Raw genomic sequence first — 20,362 nt, 5'->3', positions numbered from 1 at the left:
GTTCATCTGGTGCCCCCGCCCGAGGGCTGGGGGCCGCCGACGGGTGTGCCCGACACGGCGTGCACGGCCGCCGGGTCGAGGTCGAACAACTCGCGCAGCGCGTCCGCGTAGGAGGCGCCGCCGGGCTCGGCGGCCAACTGCTTCACCCGGACGGTCGGGGCGTGCAGCAGCTTGTCGACGACGCGGCGGACGGTCTGGGTGATCTCCGCGCGGGAGCGCTCGTCCAGGTCGGGCAGCCGGGAGTCCAGCCGGCCCAGCTCGGCGGAGACCACGCCGGAGGCCATCGCCCGCAGCGCGACCACGGTCGGCGCGATCCGGGCGGCCCGCTGGGCGGCGCCGAAGGCGGCCACCTCGTCGGCGACGATCCGGCCGACCTGGTCCACGTCACCGGCGCCGGGGGTGGCGGCGTGCGCGTGGGAGAGGCTCTCCAGGTCCACCAGCAGGGCGCCGGGCAGCTCGTGCACGGCGTGGTCGACGTCGCGCGGCATGGCCAGGTCGAGCAGGGCGAGCGGCTGGTCGGCGGTGCGGGCGGCGACCGCGGCGGCCACGTCCCCGGCCTTGACCACCACGCCGGCCGCGCCGGTGCAGGAGATCACCAGGTCGACGTCGGCCAGCGCCTCCGGCACCTTGGCCAGGTCCAGGGTGCGGGCCACGCCGGAGCCGAGGATCTCGACCAGGCGCTCGGCGCGGGCCGGCGTCCGGTTGGCGATCAGCACGTCGGTGACGCCGGAGCGGACCAGGGTGGCGGCGGCCAGCGAGCTCATCGAGCCCGCGCCGACCACCAGCGCCCGCTTGCCGGCGATCTCGCCCGCGCCCGCCGCGACCTGCTCCAGGCCGAAGGTCACCAGCGACTGTCCGGCCTTGTCGATGCCGGTCTCGCTGTGCGCCCGCTTGCCGACCCGCAGCGCCTGCTGGAACAGCTCGTTCAGGCCGCGCCCGGCGGTGTGCTCCTCCTGCGCGGTGGCCAGCGCGTCGCGCAGCTGGCCGAGGATCTGGCCCTCGCCGACCACCATCGAGTCCAGGCCGCAGGCCACCGAGAACAGGTGGTGGACGGCGCGGTCCTCGTAGTGGACGTAGAGGTGGGAGGTCAGCTCCTCCAGGTCCACCCCGCTGTGATGGGCGAGCAGCAGCGACAGCTCGGCGACGCCGGCGTGGAACTTGTCCACGTCCGCGTACAGCTCGATCCGGTTGCAGGTGTTGAGCAGCGCGGCCTCGGCGACGGTCGCGGTGGCGGCCGCGTCGTGCAGCAGCCGGGTCGGCACCTCACCGGTCAGCGCGGCGCGCTCCAGCACGCCGACCGGCGCCGTGCGATGGCTCAGTCCAACGACGAGAAGACTCACGCCCGCCCCCAGGTCCCACGGTTGTCCGTACTCATGCCGCCCCGCACCGCTCGGCGGGCGCTTCGCACGACCTGCGTCCTGCGGCTGACTCGCTCGCTCATGCGGGCATCACCGCGGGGAGATCGCCCTCCCCGCCCTTGCCGGACTGGCCCTGCTCGGCCTGGTCCTTGGCCGCGGTCTCGGCGGTGCCGCGGCCCTTGCCGCTGCCGCCCGCCGCGCGGCGCAGCTTGGCCGCCGCCGCCCGGACCGGGCCCGGGGCGCGGTCCAGCACCGACTCGGTGCGGTCCGGCTCCTCGCCGGCCTTGCGCTGCTCGTGGAAGGCCAGGATCTGCAGCTCGATGGAGAGGTCGACCTTGCGCACGTCCACGCCGTCCGGGACGGTCAGCACGGTCGGGGCGAAGTTGAGGATGCTGGTGACGCCGGCCTCCACCAGCCGGTCGCAGACCTGCTGGGCGGCGCCGGGCGGGGTGGTGATCACACCGATCGAGACGTGCTGGCTCTCGACGATCGACTCCAGCTCGTCCATGTGCCGCACCGGCAGGCCGGCCGCGCTGCCGCCGACCACGTTCGGGTCGGCGTCCAGCAGGGCGGCCACCCGGAAACCGCGGGAGGCGAAGCCGCCGTAGTTGGCGAGGGCGTGGCCGAGGTTCCCGATGCCGACGATGACGACCGGCCAGTCCTGGGTCAGGCCCAGCTCGCGGGAGATCTGGTAGACGAGGTACTCGACGTCGTAGCCGACGCCGCGGGTGCCGTAGGAGCCCAGGTAGGAGAAGTCCTTGCGCAGCTTCGCCGAGTTCACGCCGGCGGCGGCGGCCAGCTCCTCGGAGGAGACCGTCGGCACCGAACGCTCGGAGAGCGCGGTGAGCGCGCGCAGGTAGAGGGGGAGGCGGGCGACGGTCGCCTCCGGGATGCCCCGGGCACGCGAGGGTCGGCGCGCGGCGCCCTGGTCGGGCGTCTGCGAACTGCTCTGTGGTGATCGGCCGATTGCCACGGTGCTCCTGTGGGTGAAGCTGGGCTTTGGCAGCCAGGCTATGCGTTTGTGAACGTGTGCACAAAGATGGTGTCCGTTTTGTCCCCACACAGTGATGCGCATCACGCCGTCGAGCCCATAGCACCGCGCTCCGTCAGGAGGACGGCCGGGGCGGGCACCCCGGGCAGCCACGGGCCGTACGGCGCCTCCCGGCGCACCAGCGGGACGGGCGTGCCGGACGGGCGGGAGCGGGCCCGGCCCAGCCGCGGCCAGGGCACCCGGGCCGCCTCGCGCAGCGGGCCCGCCCAGTCGTCCGGCGGGCAGGACGGGACGCCGACGCAGTGCCGCAGCAGCTCGGCGGTCACCCGGGCGTCGCCCAGCGCGGTGTGCGCCGGGTACCAGCCCAGGCCCGCCGCCTCCACGCAGGCCGCCAGGCCGTGGCCGCGGGCCTGCGGCAGGTGGGCGCGGGCCAGCCGCATCGTGCACAGCAGCGGCACGGGCGGCAGCGCGACCCCGATCCGGGCGAACTCGCGATCCAGGAATTTGTGGTCGCAGCTGACGTGGTGACCCACCAGCACCCGGCCGGCCAGCAGCTCCAGCAGCCGCGGGGCGATCTCCCGGAAACGCGGGGCGCCCTCGACGTCCGCCTGGTGTATCCGGTGCACGTGGGTCGGACCGACCGGGCCCAGCGGGTCGAGCAGGGTGGCGAACTCCCCCTCCGGGCGCAGCCGCTCGTCCAGCAGGACCACCGCGATCTCGACCACCCGGTGCCGCCACGGGCTGCGGCCGGTCGCCTCCACGTCCACCACGGCGAAGCCCCTGGCGCCCGGCGGGGCTTCGGGCGTCCCAGGGGTCGGGCCGGGAAGCATGGCGGCACTCCTCGCGTGCTCAGCCCCCCTCGGGCGCAAACGCGTTCGATCGTAAGCCGACCAACCGGCCCCGGCCCAAGCCGGACCGGGGTGTCTTTGACAACGATTCGGCGAACCGCCCCCGCCGAGTGGCGGGGCGGCAGCGGCGGTGCGCGGGAGCGGTCAGCCGCCGAGGGCGGCGCGCAGGCGGCGCTCGTCGACCCGCCAGAAGTCGTGCTGGCGCCCGTCGATCAGGGTCACCGGGATCTGCTCCCAGTAGCGCCGGTACAACTCCTCGTCCTGGGTGATGTCCTTCTCCTCGAAGGTCGCGCCCAGCTCGCCCGTCACCCGGACGATCACCTCCCGGGCGTCGTCGCACAGATGGCAGCCGGGCTTGCCGACCAGGGTCACGGTGCGGTCGGCCGGCGCGGGCTTCGGGCTCTTGTCACGTCGCAGCAGTGGGCTCACCCGGCCATTGTCCGCCCGCCCGGCGACCGCCCCGCCGGGGCCCGGGACCGCCCGGTGTTCACCGCGCGGGCACGCCGCCGTCACGGCCGCCGCGCGCCCGGCTGGCTATGCTCGATGACATGGCCGTGCTCCGAAGGCTCACCCAGGCGAAGCGTTCCACCACCGAGCGGAGCGCCCTGGCGGGCGAGGCTGCCGCCGAGGCGGCGGCAGCTGCGCTGCAGGCCGAGCCGGAGTCGGCCACCGCCCCCGCGGAGAGCACCGCGCCCGCCGGGAGCACCGCTCCGGCCGAGGTCGCCGCCGGGCCCGCCGGGAGCACCGAGAGCGCCGCGCCCGCCGCGGGCAGGCCCGGCAAGGCGCCCAAGGCCCCGGCCGAGAACCACACCCCCGAGCCGGGCGACCCGCGCGCCGCCGCGTTCTTCGACTGCGACAACACCATCCTGCGCGGAGCCGCGATCTTCTACCTCGGGGTCGGCCTCTACCGGCGCGGCTTCCTCACCCGCCGCGACATCGCCCGGTTCGCCTGGCAGCAGGCCTGGTTCCGGCTGAACGGCGCCGAGGACCCGGAGCACATCTCGGACGCCCAGCACACCGCGCTCGGCCTGGTCGCCGGGAAGAGCACCGCCGACCTGGAGGCGATCTGCGAGGAGGTCTTCGAGCAGGTCGTGGCCGACAAGATCTGGCCCGGCACCCGCGCCCTGGTCCAGATGCACCTGGACGCCGGCCAGCGGGTCTGGCTGGTCACCGCCGCCCCGCTGGAGGTGGCCCGGGTGATCGCCCGCCGGCTCGGCATGACCGGCGCCCTGGGCACCGTCGCCGAGGCCGACGGCGGCCGGTACACCGGCCGGCTGGTCGGCGAGCTGCTGCACGGCCCGGCCAAGGCGGCCGCGGTGCACGCGCTGGCCCGGCACGAGCGGCTGGACCTCGACCGCTGCGCCGCGTACAGCGACTCGGCCAACGACATCCCGATGCTCTCGCTGGTCGGCCACCCGTACGTGGTGAACCCGGACGGCGCGCTGCGCCGCCACGCCCGGGCCCAGGGCTGGCGGGTGCGGGACTTCCGGACCGGCCGGAAGGCGGCCCGGGTGGGACTGCCGGCCGCGGCCGCGCTCGGGGTGCTCGCGGGTGCGGCGGCCGCCGGGGTGGCCCTGAACCGCCGCCGCCGCTGCGCCTGACGGGCTTCCGCCACCCCCGGTCGCGCCCCCAGCCGACAGGCCTGCCCGCGGCCTCCCCACGGCCTCCCCGCGCGGGTGACCAGCCGTCAACCAGGCCTCTGACCTGGCCCCTCGTACGGGCGAACTCCCGTTTCCGGTACGGCTTTCCGGCCCAATGAACGAACCTGTCACCCGGTGACTGGTTCTGATCGTTCGCCAGACCGGGAAAGTCGGGGGTTGCCGGGCCTCAAGACTGGGAAACCACCGGCCTGACCGCCGAATTGGTCACCCTGGGCGCCCGAACGGTCACGTTGAGCCGGATGAACGATGACAGGTCCGGTCAGTGTCAGCCGAATATGCGCGATAAATGGATCCCAAACGACCACTTCGACCACACGGTGTAGCTGTCATTGCACAAAGCGTTATTCTCTCCTGGATGCACGTCACCCACGCGCCCCGCTCGAACGGGCGGCGCGGGAGTGCTCTCCGCGCAGGCGGAGGTGATCCGTCCACAGTTCTGCCTCTGGGAGTCCCGTGTACCCACCCGTCCGGAACGACGCGCCTGCACCCTCCCGCCCGTCGTCCGCGCCCCTGCGCCCCCGCACCGGCCTCCGCGGCCGCCCCGTCGCCGACCGGCAGATCTCCACCGGCCTGGACCTGCTGCGCAACCTGCTCCGCAGCCAGCTCGCCGCCTCGCCCCAACTCGTGCCCGCCGGAGCCCCGTTCGGACACCCGCACGGCTCCGGCCTGGCGCTGCGCACCACCGCCGCCGGCTCCACCGGCACCGGCTCGCGCGGCCGCACCGGCAGCACCGGCGTCGGCCGCGGCCGCGCCCGGACCGCGCCGAGCCCCGGCTACGAGACCGAGCACAACCCGATCATGGAGCTGGTCGAGCGGGCCCAGGCCGGCGAGAGCGAGGCCTTCGGCCGGCTCTACGACCACTACTCGGACACCGTCTACCGCTACATCTACTACCGGGTCGGCAGCCGGGCCACCGCCGAGGACCTCACCAGCGAGACGTTCCTGCGCGCGCTGCGCCGGATCGGCACCTTCACCTGGCAGGGCCGGGACTTCGGCGCCTGGCTGGTGACCATCGCCCGCAACCTGGTCGCCGACCACTTCAAGTCCAGCCGCTTCCGGCTGGAGGTGACCACCGGCGAGATGCTCGACTCCAACGAGTGCGAGCGCAGCCCGGAGGAGTCGGTGCTGGAGTCGCTCTCCAACGCCGCCCTGCTGGACGCGGTGCACCGGCTCAACCCGCAGCAGCAGGAGTGCGTGACGCTCCGCTTCCTCCAGGGGCTCTCGGTGGCCGAGACCGCGCGGATCATGGGCAAGAACGAGGGTGCCATCAAGACCCTCCAGTACCGCGCCGTCCGCACCCTGGCCCGACTGCTGCCGCCGGACGCCCGGTGAGGCCGCGGTGACCGGGGGCGGCATAGCCGGCGGGCGGCCCGACGGGCCGTCACCGTCCGCACCCGACCGACACGTCCGGGTGAACGGTCGATCCGATGATCAGCCGTGCGTAACCCACCGCCCGCACCACTCGTTGGCCAGCATGCAAGTCCCCACCAGGCGTACGGTCAAGCCGAATTGCGACCTGTCACCCGATGGAGTGGCTTTGGCCCGCCGAGGCAACCGTCCGGCAGGCCGGGGTGTCGACAACGACGAAGGGAGGTGTGGCCCGTGACGGCAAACGTGCTGGAGCACCGACGGGCGAAGGCCTTCGCCGAGGCGCTGGAGGCCCACCGGGCGGAGCAGCGCGGCGCAGCGGACGCCGAATCGGCGAACACCGCTGCCACCGGCGCCGGTCCGGTCGCGATGGCCCAACTGGTCGGCCTGACCGACGCACTGGGCGCGATGCCCGGACCGGCGCTGGACCCGGAGGTACGGACCGTCCAACGCGCCCAGCTGATGGCCGCGTTCGAGCAGGCCTTCGCCGGCGGACCGGGCGCCACGGTGCCCCGCCAACGCCGGCACCGGGCCATCCGGACGGCGCCGCGCGGCCGCTGGAGCCGCCGGTTCGCGATCGGCGGGCTGGTCGCCGGACTGGCCGTCGGCAGCCTCGCCGGCGCCGCCGCCGCCAGCTCCAACGCCCTCCCCGGGGACACGCTGTACGGCATGAAGCGCGGCCTCGAAGGGCTCAGGCTCGACCTGGCGGACACCGACTCCGAGCGCGGCGAACTGCTGCTCGACAACGCCGCCACCAGGCTCGGCGAGGCCAAGACCCTGGTCGGCCACCCCGGCCCGGCCACCGGGCTCAGCCCGGGCACCGTCGAACGGGTCCGCCGCGCGCTGGACGACATGCACGCCGACGCCATCAAGGGCCGCGAGCTGCTCCGCTCGGTCTACCGCAGCAACGGCTCGCTCGGCCCGATGCGCGCCCTGGCCGGCTTCGCCCGGGGCGAGGACGGCCGCTGGACCGAACTGGCGGGCCAGCTGCCCGTCCAGCTGACCCAGCAGGCCCACCTGGTCGACCAGCTCTTCGACGACATAAGCGAGGACGTCGCGCCCCTGCGCCTGACCCAGCCCGCCGCCAAGAGCGGTGGCCCGGCCGGCACCGGAGCGGGCGGCGACACGGCCGGCCCGGCCACCGGCGGCGCCCCCGTCGACACCCCGGCGAACGGCTCCGGCCCCGCGCCCGGCGACGGCCCGGCCCAGGGCGGTGCCACCGGCGCGACCAGCGGCGGCAACAACCGCCCCGGCGGCACCGAGCGGGCCCCCGCCAGCACCGGCGCCAGCACGCCCGGCGGCACCGGCGCCAAGGGCGGCGGCCTGCCGAGCACCCTGCCCAGCAGCGCGCCGGACGCCGTCAACGGGCTCGTCGGGGACCTCACCAGCGGGCTCACCGGCGGCAGGACCTCGCCGAGCGCCGCCCCGGCCCCGCCGCAGGCACCGCAGCCGCCCTCCGGCACGCCCAGCGCCCCGGCCGCCGGCCAGCCGCAGGGCGTCGAGGTGCCCCCGCTGATCCCGGGCCTGCTGCCCGGGCTGCGGCTCCTCGGCGGCTGACCGGACGACGCGGGGCCCCGGTGATCCCTGGAGTTCCAGGGATCGCCGGGGCCCTCGGCCGTGCCTCGGAGGCCACGGGAGGCCCCCGAAGGTCGCGGGAAACCTAGAAGAACACCGACCGCCGCTGCACCAGCAGCTTGTAGAGCGTGTGCTGGATCGTCTCGCGCACCTCGTCGGCCAGGTCGAAGACCAGCATCGGGTCGTCCGCCGCCTCCGCCGGGTACCCGTCGGTGGCGATCGGCTCCCCGAACCGGATGGTCCACTTGGTCGGCAGCGGCAGCACGCCCAGCGGCCCCAGCCACGGGAAGGTCGGCGTGATCGGCACGTACGGCAGGCCCAGCAGCCGGGCCAGCGTCTTCACGTTGCCGATCATCGGGTAGGTCTCCTCGGCGCCGACGATCGAGCACGGCACGATCGGCACCTTCGCGCGCAGCGCCGAGGAGACGAAGCCGCCGCGCCCGAAGCGCTGGAGCTTGTACCGCTCGGCGAACGGCTTGCCGATGCCCTTGAAGCCCTCTGGCCAGACCCCGACCACCTCGCCGCGCTCCAGCAGCGCCTGGGCGTCCTCGTTGCAGGCCAGCGTGTGGCCGGCCTTGCGGGCCAGCTCGTTGACGCCCGGCAGCACGAACACCAGGTCGGCGGCGAGCATCCGCAGGTGCCGGTGGTGCGGGTGGTGGTCGTGGATGGCGACCTGGGTCATCAGGGCGTCCAGCGGGATCGTCCCGGAGTGGTTGGCGACGATCAGCGCGCCGCCCTCGGCCGGGATGTTCTCGACGCCCTGGACCTCGATCCGGAAGTACTTCTCGGCCAGCGGGCGCAGCAGGGCGAGCAGCACCTCCTCGGTGAGCTCCCGGTCGAAGCCGAACTCGTCCACCTCGTAGTCGCCGGTGATCCGGCGGCGCAGGAAGGCCAGCCCGTCCGCGGCCCGGCCCTCCCAGCCCTTGCCGAACAGCCGGGTGGCCGCCGAACCGAGCTGCCCGGACAACGCCCCGCCGACGGCGTCGGCGAGCCGGTCGGCGGGCCCGGGGTCGTCGGGCGAGGTCCAGCTGGGGGCGGACTCGATCGGGATGACCCTGGCCTCGCCCGGCGCGTTCTCGGCTGCGGCACTCATCGCGGGTTCAGCTCCTGGGTCGGCGGGGGCGGTCGGTACGGACGGTGGGGACGCCGGCGGCCGGGGCCCGCACCGGGCCGAGCAGGGCGGCCAGCCGGTCGGTGACGACGGCCAGCCGCTCGGGCGGCAGCAGGCCGGGCCCCTGCGCGGCGGCGAAGTCGGCGAAGGCCTCCGGGGTGGTGAACGCCGGGCGGTAGCCGAGCGTCTCGCGCAGTCGCGCGGTGTCCACCACCCGGCCGTGGGTGAGCAGCCGCAGCTGCTCCGGCGAGACGTCCAGCAGCCGGGTCTGCCGGGCCAGCCCGGCCATCCAGCTGACCGCGGGCAGCAGCAGCGGCACGGTCGGCCGGCCGAGCCGGCGGGCGCACTGGGAGAGCAGCAGGACGCCCTCCCCGGCCACGTTGAAGGTCCCGGTGTTGACGGTGCCCGGCTCGGCCTCGGCGGCGGCCCGGCAGAGCACCGCGACGGCGTCGTCCTCGTGCACGAACTGGAGCCGGGGGTCGTAGCCGAGGACGGTCGGCAGCACGGGCAGCGCGAAGTACTCGCTGAGCGGGGTGTCCGCGCCGGGGCCGACGATGTTGGCGAAGCGCAGGACCGTCACCGCGACGTCCGGGCGGCGCCGGGCGAAGCCGCGGACGTAGCCCTCGACCTCCGCCGCGTCCTTGGCGAAGCCGCCGCCGGGCGGGTTCTTCGGCTGGATCCGCTCGGTGAACACCGCCGGGTCGCGGGGCGCGGAGCCGTAGACGCCGGTGGTCGACTTCACCACCAACCGGCGCACCCCGGGCGCCTTCTGGCAGGCGCCGAGCAGTTGCATGGTGCCGATGACGTTGGACTCCTTCACCGCGGAGCGGTTGGTGGAGCCCAGGCCGGTGGCGCTGACGCTGAGGTGGACCACGGTGTCGACCCGGTGCTCGGCGATCACCCGGGAGACCGCCGGGCGGCGCAGGTCGAGCTGGTGGAAGCGGTACTCGGCGGCCGGTCCCTCCGGCTCCTCGACCGGCAGCCGGGGCGGCTGCACGTCCACGCCGACCACCAGGTCCACACCCGGACGACGGCGGACCTCGGCGGCGAAGCGGGCACCGAGATGGCGTGCCACGCCGGTGACGAGCACGACCACGCCCACGGTGTGCACCCCATTCCCTCGGCCCGAGCGGCCTGCGTGCACCGTACCGTGCCGCCCTGCCGGGCCGTGAAACGACACCGCCCGCCCAGGCCGAGGCCTGGGCGGGCGGTGGAAGCGCCGGGCGCGCTGAGCGCGGCCGGGGGCGCTTACTTCTTGTTGCGACGCTGAACGCGGGTCCTCTTCAGAAGCTTGCGGTGCTTCTTCTTGGCCATACGCTTGCGACGCTTCTTGATGACAGAGCCCACGGAACAACCCTCGCTCACTGAGACTCTCGCCCGTGAGAGACGGAGTCCATACGACTGACGGACGGCCTAGCCTACCGTCCACGGGCCCAGGGCCGTAATCGTGCTCCCGGTGACCGGGAAACTCGCGGGGAATCCCCGGCGAACGGGGGTGGGATCCGCAGCTGCGGCCCCACCCCCGCCCACCCGGAACTACGCGCTCTCAAGCCTCACGTAGGACTCCTTGAGGTACTCGTGCACCGCCTGCTGGGGCACCCGGAAGGACCGCCCGACCCTGATGGCCGGCAGCTCTCCGCTGTGCACCAACCGGTACACCGTCATCTTCGACACCCGCATGACCGAGGCAACCTCCGCCACGGTCAGGAAGACGACTTCCTGCAAGGGGCGTTCGCCGGAACTCATGACCATCACCCGACCCTTCACCCGTGTGCAAGGCACCGGCTTCCCCTCCGGTGACTCCACCGGCACACGTGTATCCCCAGAGTAGTTATGGGTGGTACCAGTGGGAAGAGGGGAGGTGCGGTCCTCGTACGGTGAGAGATAGGACTGTTGCAGTACGTAGTCACTCGGCGGAACGCGGGAGTGGGCGTACGCACGGCCCACCCGCACCTGGGCGGGGAGGCCGGCCTCAGGCCAGGAGGCCGAGGTGGGGGAACACCGCGCGGCGGCTGGCGAGGATGGCCTGATCGAGTCGGTCGGCCGGATCGTAACCCGCGTCGAAGTCGCGCCAGACCGGTCGGGCGCCGTCGGTCATCCGCAGCGGGGCGGGCCGGCGGGTGCGGCGGTAGACCTCGGCGCGCCAGGACTCGGGGGTCTCGGTGGCCGGGTCGACGGGCCGTCCGGCGGCGGTGGCGACCAGGTGGGTCCAGGTGCGCGGGACGACGTCCACGACGGCGTAGCCGCCCCCGCCGGTGGCGATCCAGCGGCCGCCGGTGAGCCGGTGGGCGAGGTCGTGCAGTTCCTCGGCGATCATCCGCTGGGCGTCCAGCGTGACGGCGAGGTGGGCGAGCGGGTCCTCCAGGTGGGTGTCGGCACCGTGCTGGGTGACCAGGACCTGCGGGCGGAAGGCGGTGAGCAGTTCGGGCACCACGGCGTGGAAGGCGCGCAGCCAGCCGGCGTCGCCGGTGCCGGCCGGCAGCGGCAGGTTGGCGGCGGAGCCGGGGGCGTCCGGGCCGCCGGTCTCGGTGGGCCAGCCGGTCTGCGGGAAGAGCGTGGCGGGGTGCTCGTGGAGCGAGATCGTGAGCACCCGGGGGTCGTTCCAGAAGGCCTGCTGGACGCCGTCGCCGTGGTGGACGTCCACGTCGACGTAGGCGACCCGCTCGGCGCCGAGTTCGAGCAGCCGGGCGACGGCCAGCGCCGGGTCGTTGTAGACGCAGAAGCCGGAGGCCTTGGCGGGCATCGCGTGGTGCAGCCCGCCGGCGAAGTTCACGGCGTGCGGGGTCTCCCCGCGCCAGACCGCCTCGGCGGCGGCCACGGACTGACCGGCGATCAGCGCGGAGGCCGAATGCACGGCGGGAAAGGACCAGTTGTCGTCGGTGCCGAGCCCGTGCCGGGGATCCGACTCGTCGGGGTGGGCGGCGGCGTATTTGACCGCCTCGACGTACTCCCGGGTGTGCACCAGCCGCAGGGTGGACTCGCCGGCGGGCGGTGCGGCCCGCACCGTCACCCCGGGCCCGGCGTCCAGTCCGAGGGCCTCGACCAGGCGCATGGTGAGCGCCAGCCGGGTCGGGTCCATCGGGTGGCCGGGGCCGAAGTCGTAGGCGGTGACGGCCTCGTCCCAGAAGAGGTGCAGGCCGCAGGGGGTGTCACGCTCGGCGTCGGGCATGGCCTCCACCGTAGCGGGTGGGGGTGGCCGGGCCTTGTCCAGGGCGCGCCGGGGGCGGGGCTCAGGGCCCCCGCGGAGGCCCTACAGACAAAACCTTCACGACTTCATATCCTCTCCGCCATGAAGCCATTCAGCGCGCAACGCCTTGGGGTAATTCTCGCTGCATTACTGGGACTTGGCCTGCTCTTTGCCGCCCAGCCGGCCTCCGCCGCGGTCAGCGGCAGCTCGTTCGCCGTCGACAAGAAGACGGCGGCGGCGGGCGACCAGCTGACCCTGACGCTCTCGCTCACCAACACCGAGACCACCGACATCTACTTCGCCTACGAGTTCATCCAGCCGATCTGGCCGGCCAACCAGGAGGCCGGCGCGTTCACGGTCACCGGGTGTTCCGGCGACTCCACCGACTGCGCCGTCAACGGGAACAACGCGAACTTCCACTTCCGGGCGCCGATCGCCCCGGGCGAGACCCGCACCGTCGCGGTCACCGTCCAGATCACCTCGGCCCCGACCTGGACCGGGCCGTACACCCTGAACTGGGCACCGTACGTCTACTACGAGTACTACCAGTCGGGTGGTGGCATCAAGGACCAGCTGTGGGCCAACGGCCTGCCCGAGCTGGCCACCGTGATCGGCTGACCTCCCTTCCCGCCCCCGCTCGCCCCCGCCCCCGCCCCCGTCACACCGTGGCGGGGGCGAGCGCCGGGGCCGGGGCGAAGCGCTCGGCCAGCGGCAGGACGGCGAGCACCAGCAGCATCGGGGCGAGCAGCGCCCAGCGGTACGAACTCGCGTCGGCGATCGTCCCGACCAGCGGCGAACCGATCAGGAAGCCCACGTAGTTGAAGAGGTTCAGCCGGGCCACCGCGGCGTCCGAGTCGGCCGGGAACAGCCGGCCCCCGGCCGCGAACACCTGCGGGATGATGGCGCAGATGCCGAAGCCGAGCACGGTGAACCCGGCGATCCCCACCCAGGCGGCGGGCGCGGCGGCGGCCAGCGCGAAGCCGAGCGCGGCCAGCCCGGCACCGGCCCGGACCACCGGGACGGCGCCCCAGCGCTGCACCGCGCGGTCGCCCAGCGCGCGGCCCAGCAGCATCGCGACCATGTAGCCGAGGTAGGACAGCTTGGCGACGTCCGCGGCGCTGCCCAGGCCGTCGGTGAGGTACTTGACGCTGTAGTTGGAGACCGAGGCGTCCGCGATGTACGCGAAGGCCATCGCCAGGCACAGCGGCAGCAGCGGCCGCCAGGGGATGGACCGCGCGGCGGCCTCGGCGGCCTCCCGGACGGCGTCCCCGAGTTCGGCCGGTCCGGCGAATCGGGTGCCGGTCAGCAGGGCCAGCGGGGCGATCACCGCCGCGACCGTGCCGAACAGCACCGGCAGGCCGAGCCCGTAGTGCGAGCCGAGGCCGGCGAGGGCCGCCCCGAGGATGCCGCCGAGGCTGAACGCGGCGTGGAAGCCGATCATGATCGAGCGGCCGTAGCGGTGTTGCAGGCCCACCCCCAGCATGTTCATGCTCGCGTCGAGCGCGCCCACCAGCAGGCCGAACGCCCCGAGCGCGACGGCGAGTTGCCAGAGCGTGTCGCCGAGGCCGGCGCCCGCGAGGCTGAGGCAGACCAGCGGCTGGACGACCCGCAGCACGGCCCGCGCGCCGGTGCGCTTCACCAGCTGTTCGGAGGTGATCGAGCCGACCCCGGCGAGGATCGGCACCGCGGCCAGGAACAGCGGCAGCAGCGCGTCGCTCAGCCCGTACCGGTGCTGGATCTCCGGAATGCAGGTGACCAGCAGCGCGAAGGTGGTGCCCTGGAGCAGGAAGCTGACGGCGAGCGCGGCCCGCCCGGCGCGCAGGCCGGGCGGGATCGCGGGTGACGCGGCACTCATGGCGAACCTCGCTACTGGCCGGTACGACGATGTTGGCGAGAGCGTAGGCGGTGGACCGCGATTGCGGGAGGGGTCGCGCAGGGACTTTCCGCAGCCGGACGGAAGGGCCGGGCGGAACCGGTCGGAGCAGGGCGGGTCGGAGCAGGGCGGGTCGGAGCAGGGCGGGTCGGAGCAGGGCGGGTCGGAGCAGGGCGGGTCGGAGCAGGGCGGGTCGGAGCAGGGCGGGTCAGAGCAGGGCGGGTCAGAGCAGGGCGGTGACCTCGGAGAGGTCGGCGATCAGCCCGGTGGCCCCGGCGGCGGTCAGCTTCGCCGGGTCGGTGAGCGCGGTGTAGCCGTACACGTCCATGCCCGCGGCCCGGGCCGCCAGCACGCCGTTGGGGCTGTCCTCGACGACCAGGCAGCGGGCCGGGTCGACGCCGAGGGTGCGGGCGGCGTGCAGGAAGAGGTCCGGCGCGGGCTTGCCCACGCCGACGTCCTGGGCGCTGAAGATCCGCTCCTCGGCGACGTACCCGCGCAGGCCGGTGACGTCCAGCGCGGTGCGGATCCACACGTGGTGCGCCGAGGAGGCCAGGCAGTAGGGGACGGAGCGCTGCCGCAGTTCCTTCAGCAGCTGCTCCGCACCCCGGACGGCCGTCAGCTCGGTGCCGAACGCGTCGAAGACCCGGCCGTGGAACAGCTCGTCGAAGCCCTCCGGCAGCGTCGCGGCGTCGTACCGCTCGGCGATCACGTCGTGGATGCGGTGGGCGGCGCAGCCCATGAAGTCCCGGTAGGAGTCCTCGACCGTGGTCGGGTAGCCGAGTTCGGTCAGGTACGCGGCCAGCACCCGGTTGGAGAGCGGCTCGCTGTCCACCAGGACACCGTCGTTGTCGAAGATCACCAGGTCGTAGGCCATGCCGTCGAGCCTACCCAGCCGGCTACTTCCCCCCGGAGGCGAGCTCCCGGGAGCGGTCCCGCGCCGCCTCCAGGGCGCCCAGCAGCGCGGCCCGCACCCCGTGGTTCTCCAGCTCGCGGATGGCCGCGATGGTGGTGCCGGCCGGGGAGGTGACGGCCTCGCGCAGTTTCACCGGGTGCTCGCCGGAGTCGCGCAGCATCACCGAGGCGCCGATCGCGGACTGCACGATCAGGTCGTGCGCCACCTGCCGGGGCAGGCCGAGCAGGATGCCCGCGTCCGTCATCGCCTCGACCAGGAAGTAGAAGTAGGCCGGGCCGGAGCCGGAGAGCGCGGTGGCCGCGTCCTGCTGGGCCTCGGGCAGCCGCAGCGCCTTGCCGACCGAGCTGAAGATCTCCTCGGCCCGCTCCAGGTGCTCCTCGGTGGCGTGCGAGCCGCCGGAGATGACGCTCATCCCCTCGTCCACCAGGACCGGCGTGTTGGGCATCACCCGGACCACCGGGGTGCCGGCCGCCAGCCGCTCCTCGAACCAGGCGGTGGGGATGCCGGCCGCGGCCGAGATCACCAGCCGGTCCGCGCCGACGTGCGGGGCCAGCTCCTCCAGCAGGGTGCCCATGTCCTGCGGCTTGACGGCGAGGATCAGGGTGTCGGCGAGTTTGGCGGCCTCGGCGTTGGAGGCGGCCACCACGCCGTAGCGGGCGGCGAGTTCGGCGGCGCGCTCGGGGCGGCGGGCGGTCACCAGGACGTCCGCCGGGTCCTTGCCGGCCCGCAGCAGGCCGGAGAGCAGGGCCTCGCCGATCTTGCCCGTGCCCAGGAAGGCGATCTTCTGTCCGTGTGCTGCGCTGGCGCCCATGGCCGCTCCTTACCTCGGTACTGCGGCCATCCTCGCACCGCACGGGGGCACCCGCAGGGACCGTCCAGCCCGTGGTCGGCGACGGGTTGCCCCACCTCGTCCCTAGGGAGAATCTCGGGGGTTTCCCCTATGGCCTCCGGCGCCGCACGGGAGCACCGTGGAGTCATGGCACACGACGAAATGTCCCGACGTGAGAACCGGCAACTCGCCGTCGCCTCGGCGACCGTGGGACCGTGGCGGACGGCCGCGGGGGTCGGTGCGGTGGTGGGTGCGACCGCCCTGGGGATCGACGCGATCTCCGGGCACTGGTCCCTGGGCATGCTGGCCGGGCCGGCCGGCTGGGCCCTGTTCTTCTTCTTCCTGGTCGGCACCGTCGGCGGGCAGCTGCGCCGCGACACCTCCGAACGGCGGCTGCGCCGCTGGGCGAACGACCACCCGTGGCAGTCGGCCCTCCCGGCGGCCGGCGGGCTGCTGGTGCTGGACATGCTGGCGCAACTGCTGCTCGGGGACGCGGGCCTGTTCGGCGCGTTCTTCCTGGCGCTGCTGCCGGCCGGCATCCTGCTGGCCGTCGCCGGGATCGTGGGATCGGTGAAGCAGGCCCGCACCAAGGACTGACGCCCCCGCAGAGCGCGCCGGAAACGGCCGGAACGGAACAGACCGGGACGGATCACCGCGCCCGCGCACGAGTTCACCACAAGGTGTGCCCCCGATCGACGAATCGTCACACCCCGTCGGCATACTGGCGCGATGCCGACAGCCGAAGATCCACAACCGCGCCCCGCCGAGGGCCGCGAGCCGGGCGGGTCCGACCCGTCCGGAGCGGGCGGGAAGGACCCGTTCGCAGACCTCGTCCTGGACGAGGAGTTCGTCAAGGGGGCCGCCGTCACCGAGCAGTCCGGGCGCACCCGGATGCTGGCCGCCCGGTGGAAGCACACCCCGCCGGTCGACCCGGGCGGCCGCCGCTCGGTCGACGACGGCCCGGCCAAGGCCGGCCGCCGGTTCGGCCGCACGCCGAAGCCCCCGGTGACCGACCCGTGGGGCAACCCGCGCCCGCGCCGCCGCCGGCTGGACTGGCGCGCGCCGCTGTACGTCGTGCTGACCATCGCGGTGCTGCTCGCGGCCCTGAACCTCGACGGGCTGCGCAGCTGGTACTCCGACCACTACGGCGGCGACTCCTCGACGGCCCACGCCCCCGCGCCCACCGTCGCCCCGGAGACGGCCAAGCCGACCGCCGCACCGCCGAAGGTCGACGAGCAGCAGCCGACCGTGGACCACCCGTGGGCCGGTTCCATCGCCGAGGGCTGGCCGAACGGCGCCGAGGCCTTCGTCCTGCCCGACGCCCGGGCCACCGGCGTGTTCTCCGCCGAACAGGTTGGCGCCCAGCTGCAGTTGGTCAAGGACTACCTGACCGCCGCCAACCTGGACCCGCAGGTGATCGCGGGCGGCCGGCCGGAAGCCGCCCTGGCGCTGCTGGACCGGGAGGACCGGGACCGCGCGATCAACGCGCTGGCGAAACCCTCCAAGGACACCGACCCGACCACCTGGTTCAGCCGCTTCGACCAGCGCGAGGCCGTCCAGGTGGGCGACGCGGTCAAGGTGCAGGGCCGGATCACCTTCGAGGGCGACGGGGACAAGGGCCTCCTCGTCCACGCCGACTTCAGCTACGTGTACGCGATGCGCCCCGGCCCGGACGCCGCCAAGCGCGCCGCGTCACCCCAGCCGCCGACGGGCGGACAGCCGCCGACGAAGCCGGCCGCGCCGAAGGACGGCACGGCCAGGCCGGTGGGTCTGCTGGTGCCGGCGGCCGACGTGACCGGGGACACCTGGACCACGCGCACGATCGTGCGCCGGGTCGAGAACTTCCGCTTCTACGACCCGGCCCGCTACCGGACCAACCCGAAGAAGCTCGTGTTCGGCGAGGGCGGCGGTTCGGAGTCCGCCAACTCGTCCTGCGACGTCTACGACGGCTACTACCACCCGCAGTTCGACCAGTTCGCGGCGCAGTCGCCGGACGCCCCGGGCAGCCGTCCGACCGGCCCCACCACGGACCCGTACGACCGCCGCAAGGACCTGTCGACCGCCGACGAGTGCGGCGCGGCCAGCCGCCTCTGAGGCTCAGCCCCGGCGCTTGCCCCGGCCCGGCGCCTTGGCGCCGGGCCGGCCGCTGCGGCCCGCCTGGCGCTTCTCGTACTGGGCGACGGCCCGCTCGTACGAGGAGCGCCTGACCGCCTCGCCGGGGGCCTCGACCAGGCTGCGGGCGAAGTAGGCGGCCAGGCTGCCGGCGCCGCCGATGAGCCAGACCGCGCCGAGCGACTTGTCCTCGGCCATCCAGCCGCTCAACTGGTCCTTGCCCTCGGTGAGGACCTTCCAGGTGCGCATGACGCACATCATCGAGCAGACCGCGATCGCGGCCGTCAGCAGCCCGTTCAGGAAGCCGCCGCCGTCGGAGAGGGCGACGCCCTCGACGCCGAAGCGCAGCAGCAGGACGGCGGCGGCGGTCGTGACCAGCGCGCCGGCCGACACGGCGACGCGGCGCAGCCAGTAGCCGTTGTCCCGGTTCACCCAGCTGGTGCCGAACCAGCGGATCGGCTCCGGCTCGGGGGCGCCGGCGGGCTTGGGTGCGGGGGTGGGGGGCTGCTCGCTCACGGGGTCGATTATCACCCAACGCGCGAGGAGCCGCCCCGGCCTGCGGGACGGCTCCTGCGGTGCTGCGGGACTCAGCCGAGCTTGGTGACGTCGCGGACGGCGCCCTTGTCGGCGGAGGTGGCCATCGCGGCGTACGCGCGCAGGGCCTGGCTGACCTGGCGGTCGCGGTTCTTCGGGCGGTAGCCGCCCGCGGCCTCCAGGGCGCGGCGGCGCTCGGCCAGGACCTCGTCGGGCACCTCCAGGGAGATGCTCCGGCCCGGGATGTCGATGGCGATGGTGTCGCCGTCCTCGACCAGGGCGATGGTGCCGCCGGAGGCGGCCTCCGGGGAGGCGTGGCCGATGGACAGGCCGGAGGTGCCGCCGGAGAAGCGGCCGTCGGTGACCAGCGCGCAGGCCTTGCCGAGGCCGCGGCCCTTGAGGAAGGACGTCGGGTAGAGCATCTCCTGCATGCCCGGGCCGCCCTTGGGGCCCTCGTAGCGGATGACGACGACGTCGCCCTCCTTGACCCGCTTGGCGAGGATCGCCTCGACGGCGTCGTCCTGGGACTCGACGACCACGGCCGGGCCGCTGAAGGTCCAGATCGACTCGTCGACGCCGGCGGTCTTCACGATGCAGCCGTCCTCGGCGAGGTTGCCGTGCAGGACGGCGAGGCCGCCCTCGACCGAGTAGGCGTGCTCGACGCTGCGGATGCAGCCCCCGGCGGCGTCGGTGTCCAGCGACTCCCAGCGCTCCGACTGCGAGAAGGCCTCGGCGGAGCGGACGCAGCCGGGGGCGGCGTGCCACAGTTCGACGGCCTCGGCGGAGGGCGAACCGCCGCGCACGTCCCAGGTCTTGAGCCACTCGGCGAGCGAGTCGGAGTGGACGGTGTGGACGTCCTCGTTGAGCATTCCGCCGCGGTACAGCTCGCCGAGGATGGCGGGGATGCCGCCGGCCCGGTGCACGTCCTCCATGTAGTACGAGCCGTTGGGCGCGACCTTGGACAGGCAGGGGACCCGGCGGGAGACGGCGTCGATGGCCCGCAGGTCGAAGTCCAGCTCGGCCTCCTGGGCGGCGGCGAGCAGGTGCAGGATGGTGTTGGTCGAGCCGCCCATGGCGATGTCCAGGGCCATGGCGTTCTCGAAGGCGGCGCGGGTGGCGATCGCGCGGGGCAGCACCGAGGCGTCGTCCTGGCCGTAGTGGCGGTCGGCGATCTCGACGACCGTCCGCCCGGCCCGCTCGTACAGGGCCTTGCGGGCGGTGTGGGTGGCGAGGACGGAGCCGTTGCCGGGCAGCGAGAGGCCGATGGCCTCGGTGAGGCAGTTCATCGAGTTGGCGGTGAACATGCCGGAGCACGAGCCGCAGGTGGGGCAGGCGTTCTCCTCGATGATCGCGATGTCCTCGTCGGAGACGTTCTCGTTGGCCGCCTGGGAGATCGCGTCGATCAGGTCGAGCCTGCGCACGGTGCCGTCGACGAGGGTGGCCTTGCCGGCCTCCATCGGGCCGCCGGAGACGAAGACGGTCGGGATGTTCAGGCGCAGCGCGGCCATCAGCATGCCCGGGGTGATCTTGTCGCAGTTGGAGATGCAGATCAGCGCGTCGGCGCAGTGCGCGTTGACCATGTACTCGACCGAGTCGGCGATCAGGTCGCGCGAGGGCAGCGAGTAGAGCATGCCGCCGTGGCCCATCGCGATGCCGTCGTCCACGGCGATGGTGTTGAACTCGCGCGGAATGCCGCCCGCCTGCTTGATCGCCTCGGAGACGATCCGGCCGACCGGCTGGAGGTGGGTGTGGCCCGGGACGAACTCGGTGAAGGAGTTGGCGACCGCGATGATCGGCTTGCCGAAGTCCTCGCGGGCTACGCCGGCGGCCCGGAGAAGCGCCCGGGCGCCTGCCATGTTGCGACCGTGGGTGACCGTACGGGACCTCAGCTCGGGCACTGTGCTCCACTCCTTCGGGGCTCTCGCCGGCGCCCCGCCGGTAGGAGGATGCGGGGGCCGCTGTGGCTACCGAGCCTACGCCCGCCGTCCAGGCGGCGGACGGT

At 73.9% G+C, this 20,362-nt stretch carries 20 protein-coding genes; 6 read left to right on the top strand and 14 right to left on the bottom strand.

Features of this window, described 5'->3' with window-relative positions; genetic code table 11:
- Positions 1-2: 2 nt before the first annotated feature.
- From AC07AL_RS15975 to AC07AL_RS15960, 4 genes are all read right to left on the bottom strand, one after another.
- Positions 3-1,340 carry a glutamyl-tRNA reductase gene (locus tag AC07AL_RS15975; RefSeq protein ID WP_478317665.1) on the bottom strand — a complete coding sequence of 446 codons (1,338 nt, stop codon included), beginning with the start codon at positions 1,338-1,340 and terminating at the stop codon, positions 3-5.
- 97 nt (positions 1,341-1,437) lie between these two features.
- A complete protein-coding gene (locus AC07AL_RS15970) occupies positions 1,438-2,325 on the bottom strand; it encodes a redox-sensing transcriptional repressor Rex (RefSeq protein WP_363587805.1) in 888 nt (295 codons plus the stop codon).
- Positions 2,326-2,432: 107 nt separating this feature from the next.
- Positions 2,433-3,179, bottom strand: coding sequence for a 3'-5' exonuclease (locus AC07AL_RS15965; protein WP_363632223.1), 747 nt, complete (start codon positions 3,177-3,179; stop codon positions 2,433-2,435).
- 162 nt (positions 3,180-3,341) lie between these two features.
- Entirely contained in the window at positions 3,342-3,626 is a 285-nt protein-coding gene (locus AC07AL_RS15960) for a glutaredoxin family protein (protein ID WP_350878435.1), read from the bottom strand.
- A gap of 119 nt (positions 3,627-3,745) precedes the next feature.
- On the opposite strand from AC07AL_RS15960, the gene AC07AL_RS15955 reads away from it, so the two are divergent.
- The 3 genes from AC07AL_RS15955 (at position 3,746) to AC07AL_RS15945 (ending at position 7,783) form a co-directional block, all read left to right on the top strand.
- Positions 3,746-4,798, top strand: coding sequence for an HAD family hydrolase (locus AC07AL_RS15955; RefSeq protein ID WP_478317664.1), 1,053 nt, complete (start codon positions 3,746-3,748; stop codon positions 4,796-4,798).
- A gap of 570 nt (positions 4,799-5,368) precedes the next feature.
- A complete protein-coding gene (locus AC07AL_RS15950; RefSeq protein ID WP_363587803.1) occupies positions 5,369-6,190 on the top strand; it encodes an ECF subfamily RNA polymerase sigma factor, BldN family in 822 nt (273 codons plus the stop codon).
- Positions 6,191-6,460: 270 nt separating this feature from the next.
- Positions 6,461-7,783: a DUF5667 domain-containing protein gene (locus AC07AL_RS15945; protein ID WP_478317663.1), complete on the top strand. Its 1,323-nt coding sequence runs from the start codon at positions 6,461-6,463 to the stop codon at positions 7,781-7,783.
- A gap of 103 nt (positions 7,784-7,886) precedes the next feature.
- On the opposite strand, the gene AC07AL_RS15940 is transcribed toward AC07AL_RS15945, so the two are convergent.
- The 5 genes from AC07AL_RS15940 to AC07AL_RS15920 all read right to left on the bottom strand — a co-directional run bounded on the left by AC07AL_RS15940 (position 7,887) and on the right by AC07AL_RS15920 (position 12,081).
- Entirely contained in the window at positions 7,887-8,894 is a 1,008-nt protein-coding gene (locus AC07AL_RS15940) for a lysophospholipid acyltransferase family protein (RefSeq protein ID WP_363587769.1), read from the bottom strand.
- Between the two features lie 7 nt (positions 8,895-8,901).
- Positions 8,902-10,014, bottom strand: coding sequence for an NAD-dependent epimerase/dehydratase family protein (locus AC07AL_RS15935; RefSeq protein ID WP_478317674.1), 1,113 nt, complete (start codon positions 10,012-10,014; stop codon positions 8,902-8,904).
- A 146-nt stretch (positions 10,015-10,160) separates the two neighbouring features.
- Positions 10,161-10,259, bottom strand: coding sequence for a 30S ribosomal protein bS22 (locus AC07AL_RS15930; protein WP_003948845.1), 99 nt, complete (start codon positions 10,257-10,259; stop codon positions 10,161-10,163).
- Between the two features lie 189 nt (positions 10,260-10,448).
- Complete coding sequence (locus AC07AL_RS15925; protein WP_063351305.1) at positions 10,449-10,658, bottom strand: helix-turn-helix domain-containing protein; 210 nt, start codon at positions 10,656-10,658, stop codon at positions 10,449-10,451.
- Positions 10,659-10,884: 226 nt separating this feature from the next.
- Positions 10,885-12,081, bottom strand: coding sequence for an acetoin utilization protein AcuC (locus AC07AL_RS15920; protein ID WP_363587767.1), 1,197 nt, complete (start codon positions 12,079-12,081; stop codon positions 10,885-10,887).
- Positions 12,082-12,201: 120 nt separating this feature from the next.
- Here AC07AL_RS15920 and AC07AL_RS15915 point away from each other — a divergent pair, with 120 nt between their 5' ends.
- Positions 12,202-12,717 carry a hypothetical protein gene (locus AC07AL_RS15915; RefSeq protein ID WP_363587765.1) on the top strand — a complete coding sequence of 172 codons (516 nt, stop codon included), beginning with the start codon at positions 12,202-12,204 and terminating at the stop codon, positions 12,715-12,717.
- Between the two features lie 40 nt (positions 12,718-12,757).
- On the opposite strand, the gene AC07AL_RS15910 is transcribed toward AC07AL_RS15915, so the two are convergent.
- The 3 genes from AC07AL_RS15910 to proC all read right to left on the bottom strand — a co-directional run bounded on the left by AC07AL_RS15910 (position 12,758) and on the right by proC (position 15,696).
- A complete protein-coding gene (locus tag AC07AL_RS15910; protein WP_363617805.1) occupies positions 12,758-13,954 on the bottom strand; it encodes an MFS transporter in 1,197 nt (398 codons plus the stop codon).
- Positions 13,955-14,195: 241 nt separating this feature from the next.
- Positions 14,196-14,846, bottom strand: coding sequence for an HAD family hydrolase (locus tag AC07AL_RS15905; RefSeq protein ID WP_363632228.1), 651 nt, complete (start codon positions 14,844-14,846; stop codon positions 14,196-14,198).
- Positions 14,847-14,868: 22 nt separating this feature from the next.
- Complete coding sequence (gene proC, locus AC07AL_RS15900; RefSeq protein WP_063348845.1) at positions 14,869-15,696, bottom strand: pyrroline-5-carboxylate reductase; 828 nt, start codon at positions 15,694-15,696, stop codon at positions 14,869-14,871.
- Positions 15,697-15,861: 165 nt separating this feature from the next.
- Between proC and AC07AL_RS15895 the strand changes: the two genes are divergently transcribed.
- Positions 15,862-16,311: a hypothetical protein gene (locus AC07AL_RS15895; protein WP_159398487.1), complete on the top strand. Its 450-nt coding sequence runs from the start codon at positions 15,862-15,864 to the stop codon at positions 16,309-16,311.
- A 132-nt stretch (positions 16,312-16,443) separates the two neighbouring features.
- Positions 16,444-17,808, top strand: coding sequence for an SCO2583/SCO2584 N-terminal domain-containing protein (locus AC07AL_RS15890; protein WP_478317662.1), 1,365 nt, complete (start codon positions 16,444-16,446; stop codon positions 17,806-17,808).
- Between the two features lie 3 nt (positions 17,809-17,811).
- Here the strand turns inward: AC07AL_RS15890 and AC07AL_RS15885 are convergent, their stop codons facing one another.
- Together AC07AL_RS15885 and ilvD are read right to left on the bottom strand one after the other, a co-directional pair.
- Entirely contained in the window at positions 17,812-18,342 is a 531-nt protein-coding gene (locus AC07AL_RS15885) for a hypothetical protein (RefSeq protein ID WP_363587757.1), read from the bottom strand.
- Between the two features lie 71 nt (positions 18,343-18,413).
- The gene (ilvD, locus tag AC07AL_RS15880; RefSeq protein WP_363617801.1) at positions 18,414-20,258 is read right to left on the bottom strand and encodes a dihydroxy-acid dehydratase; all 1,845 of its coding nucleotides are present in this window, start codon (positions 20,256-20,258) and stop codon (positions 18,414-18,416) included.
- Between the last annotated feature and the right edge of the window lie 104 nt (positions 20,259-20,362).

The sequence above is a fragment of the Kitasatospora sp. NPDC043949 genome, assembly GCF_056435365.1.
The sequence above is the reverse complement of the archived record's forward strand: the minus strand, read 5'-3'. Positions and strand labels throughout refer to the sequence as shown.

Coding starts and splice junctions, on each gene's coding strand:
- AC07AL_RS15965 (WP_363632223.1), bottom strand. CDS start 3,179: ATGCTTCCCGGCCCGACCCCTGGGACGCCCGAAGCCCCGCCGGGCGCC.
- AC07AL_RS15890 (WP_478317662.1), top strand. CDS start 16,444: ATGCCGACAGCCGAAGATCCACAACCGCGCCCCGCCGAGGGCCGCGAG.
- AC07AL_RS15940 (WP_363587769.1), bottom strand. CDS start 8,894: ATGAGTGCCGCAGCCGAGAACGCGCCGGGCGAGGCCAGGGTCATCCCG.
- AC07AL_RS15910 (WP_363617805.1), bottom strand. CDS start 13,954: ATGAGTGCCGCGTCACCCGCGATCCCGCCCGGCCTGCGCGCCGGGCGG.
- proC (WP_063348845.1), bottom strand. CDS start 15,696: ATGGGCGCCAGCGCAGCACACGGACAGAAGATCGCCTTCCTGGGCACG.
- AC07AL_RS15920 (WP_363587767.1), bottom strand. CDS start 12,081: ATGCCCGACGCCGAGCGTGACACCCCCTGCGGCCTGCACCTCTTCTGG.
- AC07AL_RS15915 (WP_363587765.1), top strand. CDS start 12,202: ATGAAGCCATTCAGCGCGCAACGCCTTGGGGTAATTCTCGCTGCATTA.
- AC07AL_RS15955 (WP_478317664.1), top strand. CDS start 3,746: ATGGCCGTGCTCCGAAGGCTCACCCAGGCGAAGCGTTCCACCACCGAG.
- AC07AL_RS15905 (WP_363632228.1), bottom strand. CDS start 14,846: ATGGCCTACGACCTGGTGATCTTCGACAACGACGGTGTCCTGGTGGAC.
- AC07AL_RS15895 (WP_159398487.1), top strand. CDS start 15,862: ATGGCACACGACGAAATGTCCCGACGTGAGAACCGGCAACTCGCCGTC.
- AC07AL_RS15925 (WP_063351305.1), bottom strand. CDS start 10,658: ATGAGTTCCGGCGAACGCCCCTTGCAGGAAGTCGTCTTCCTGACCGTG.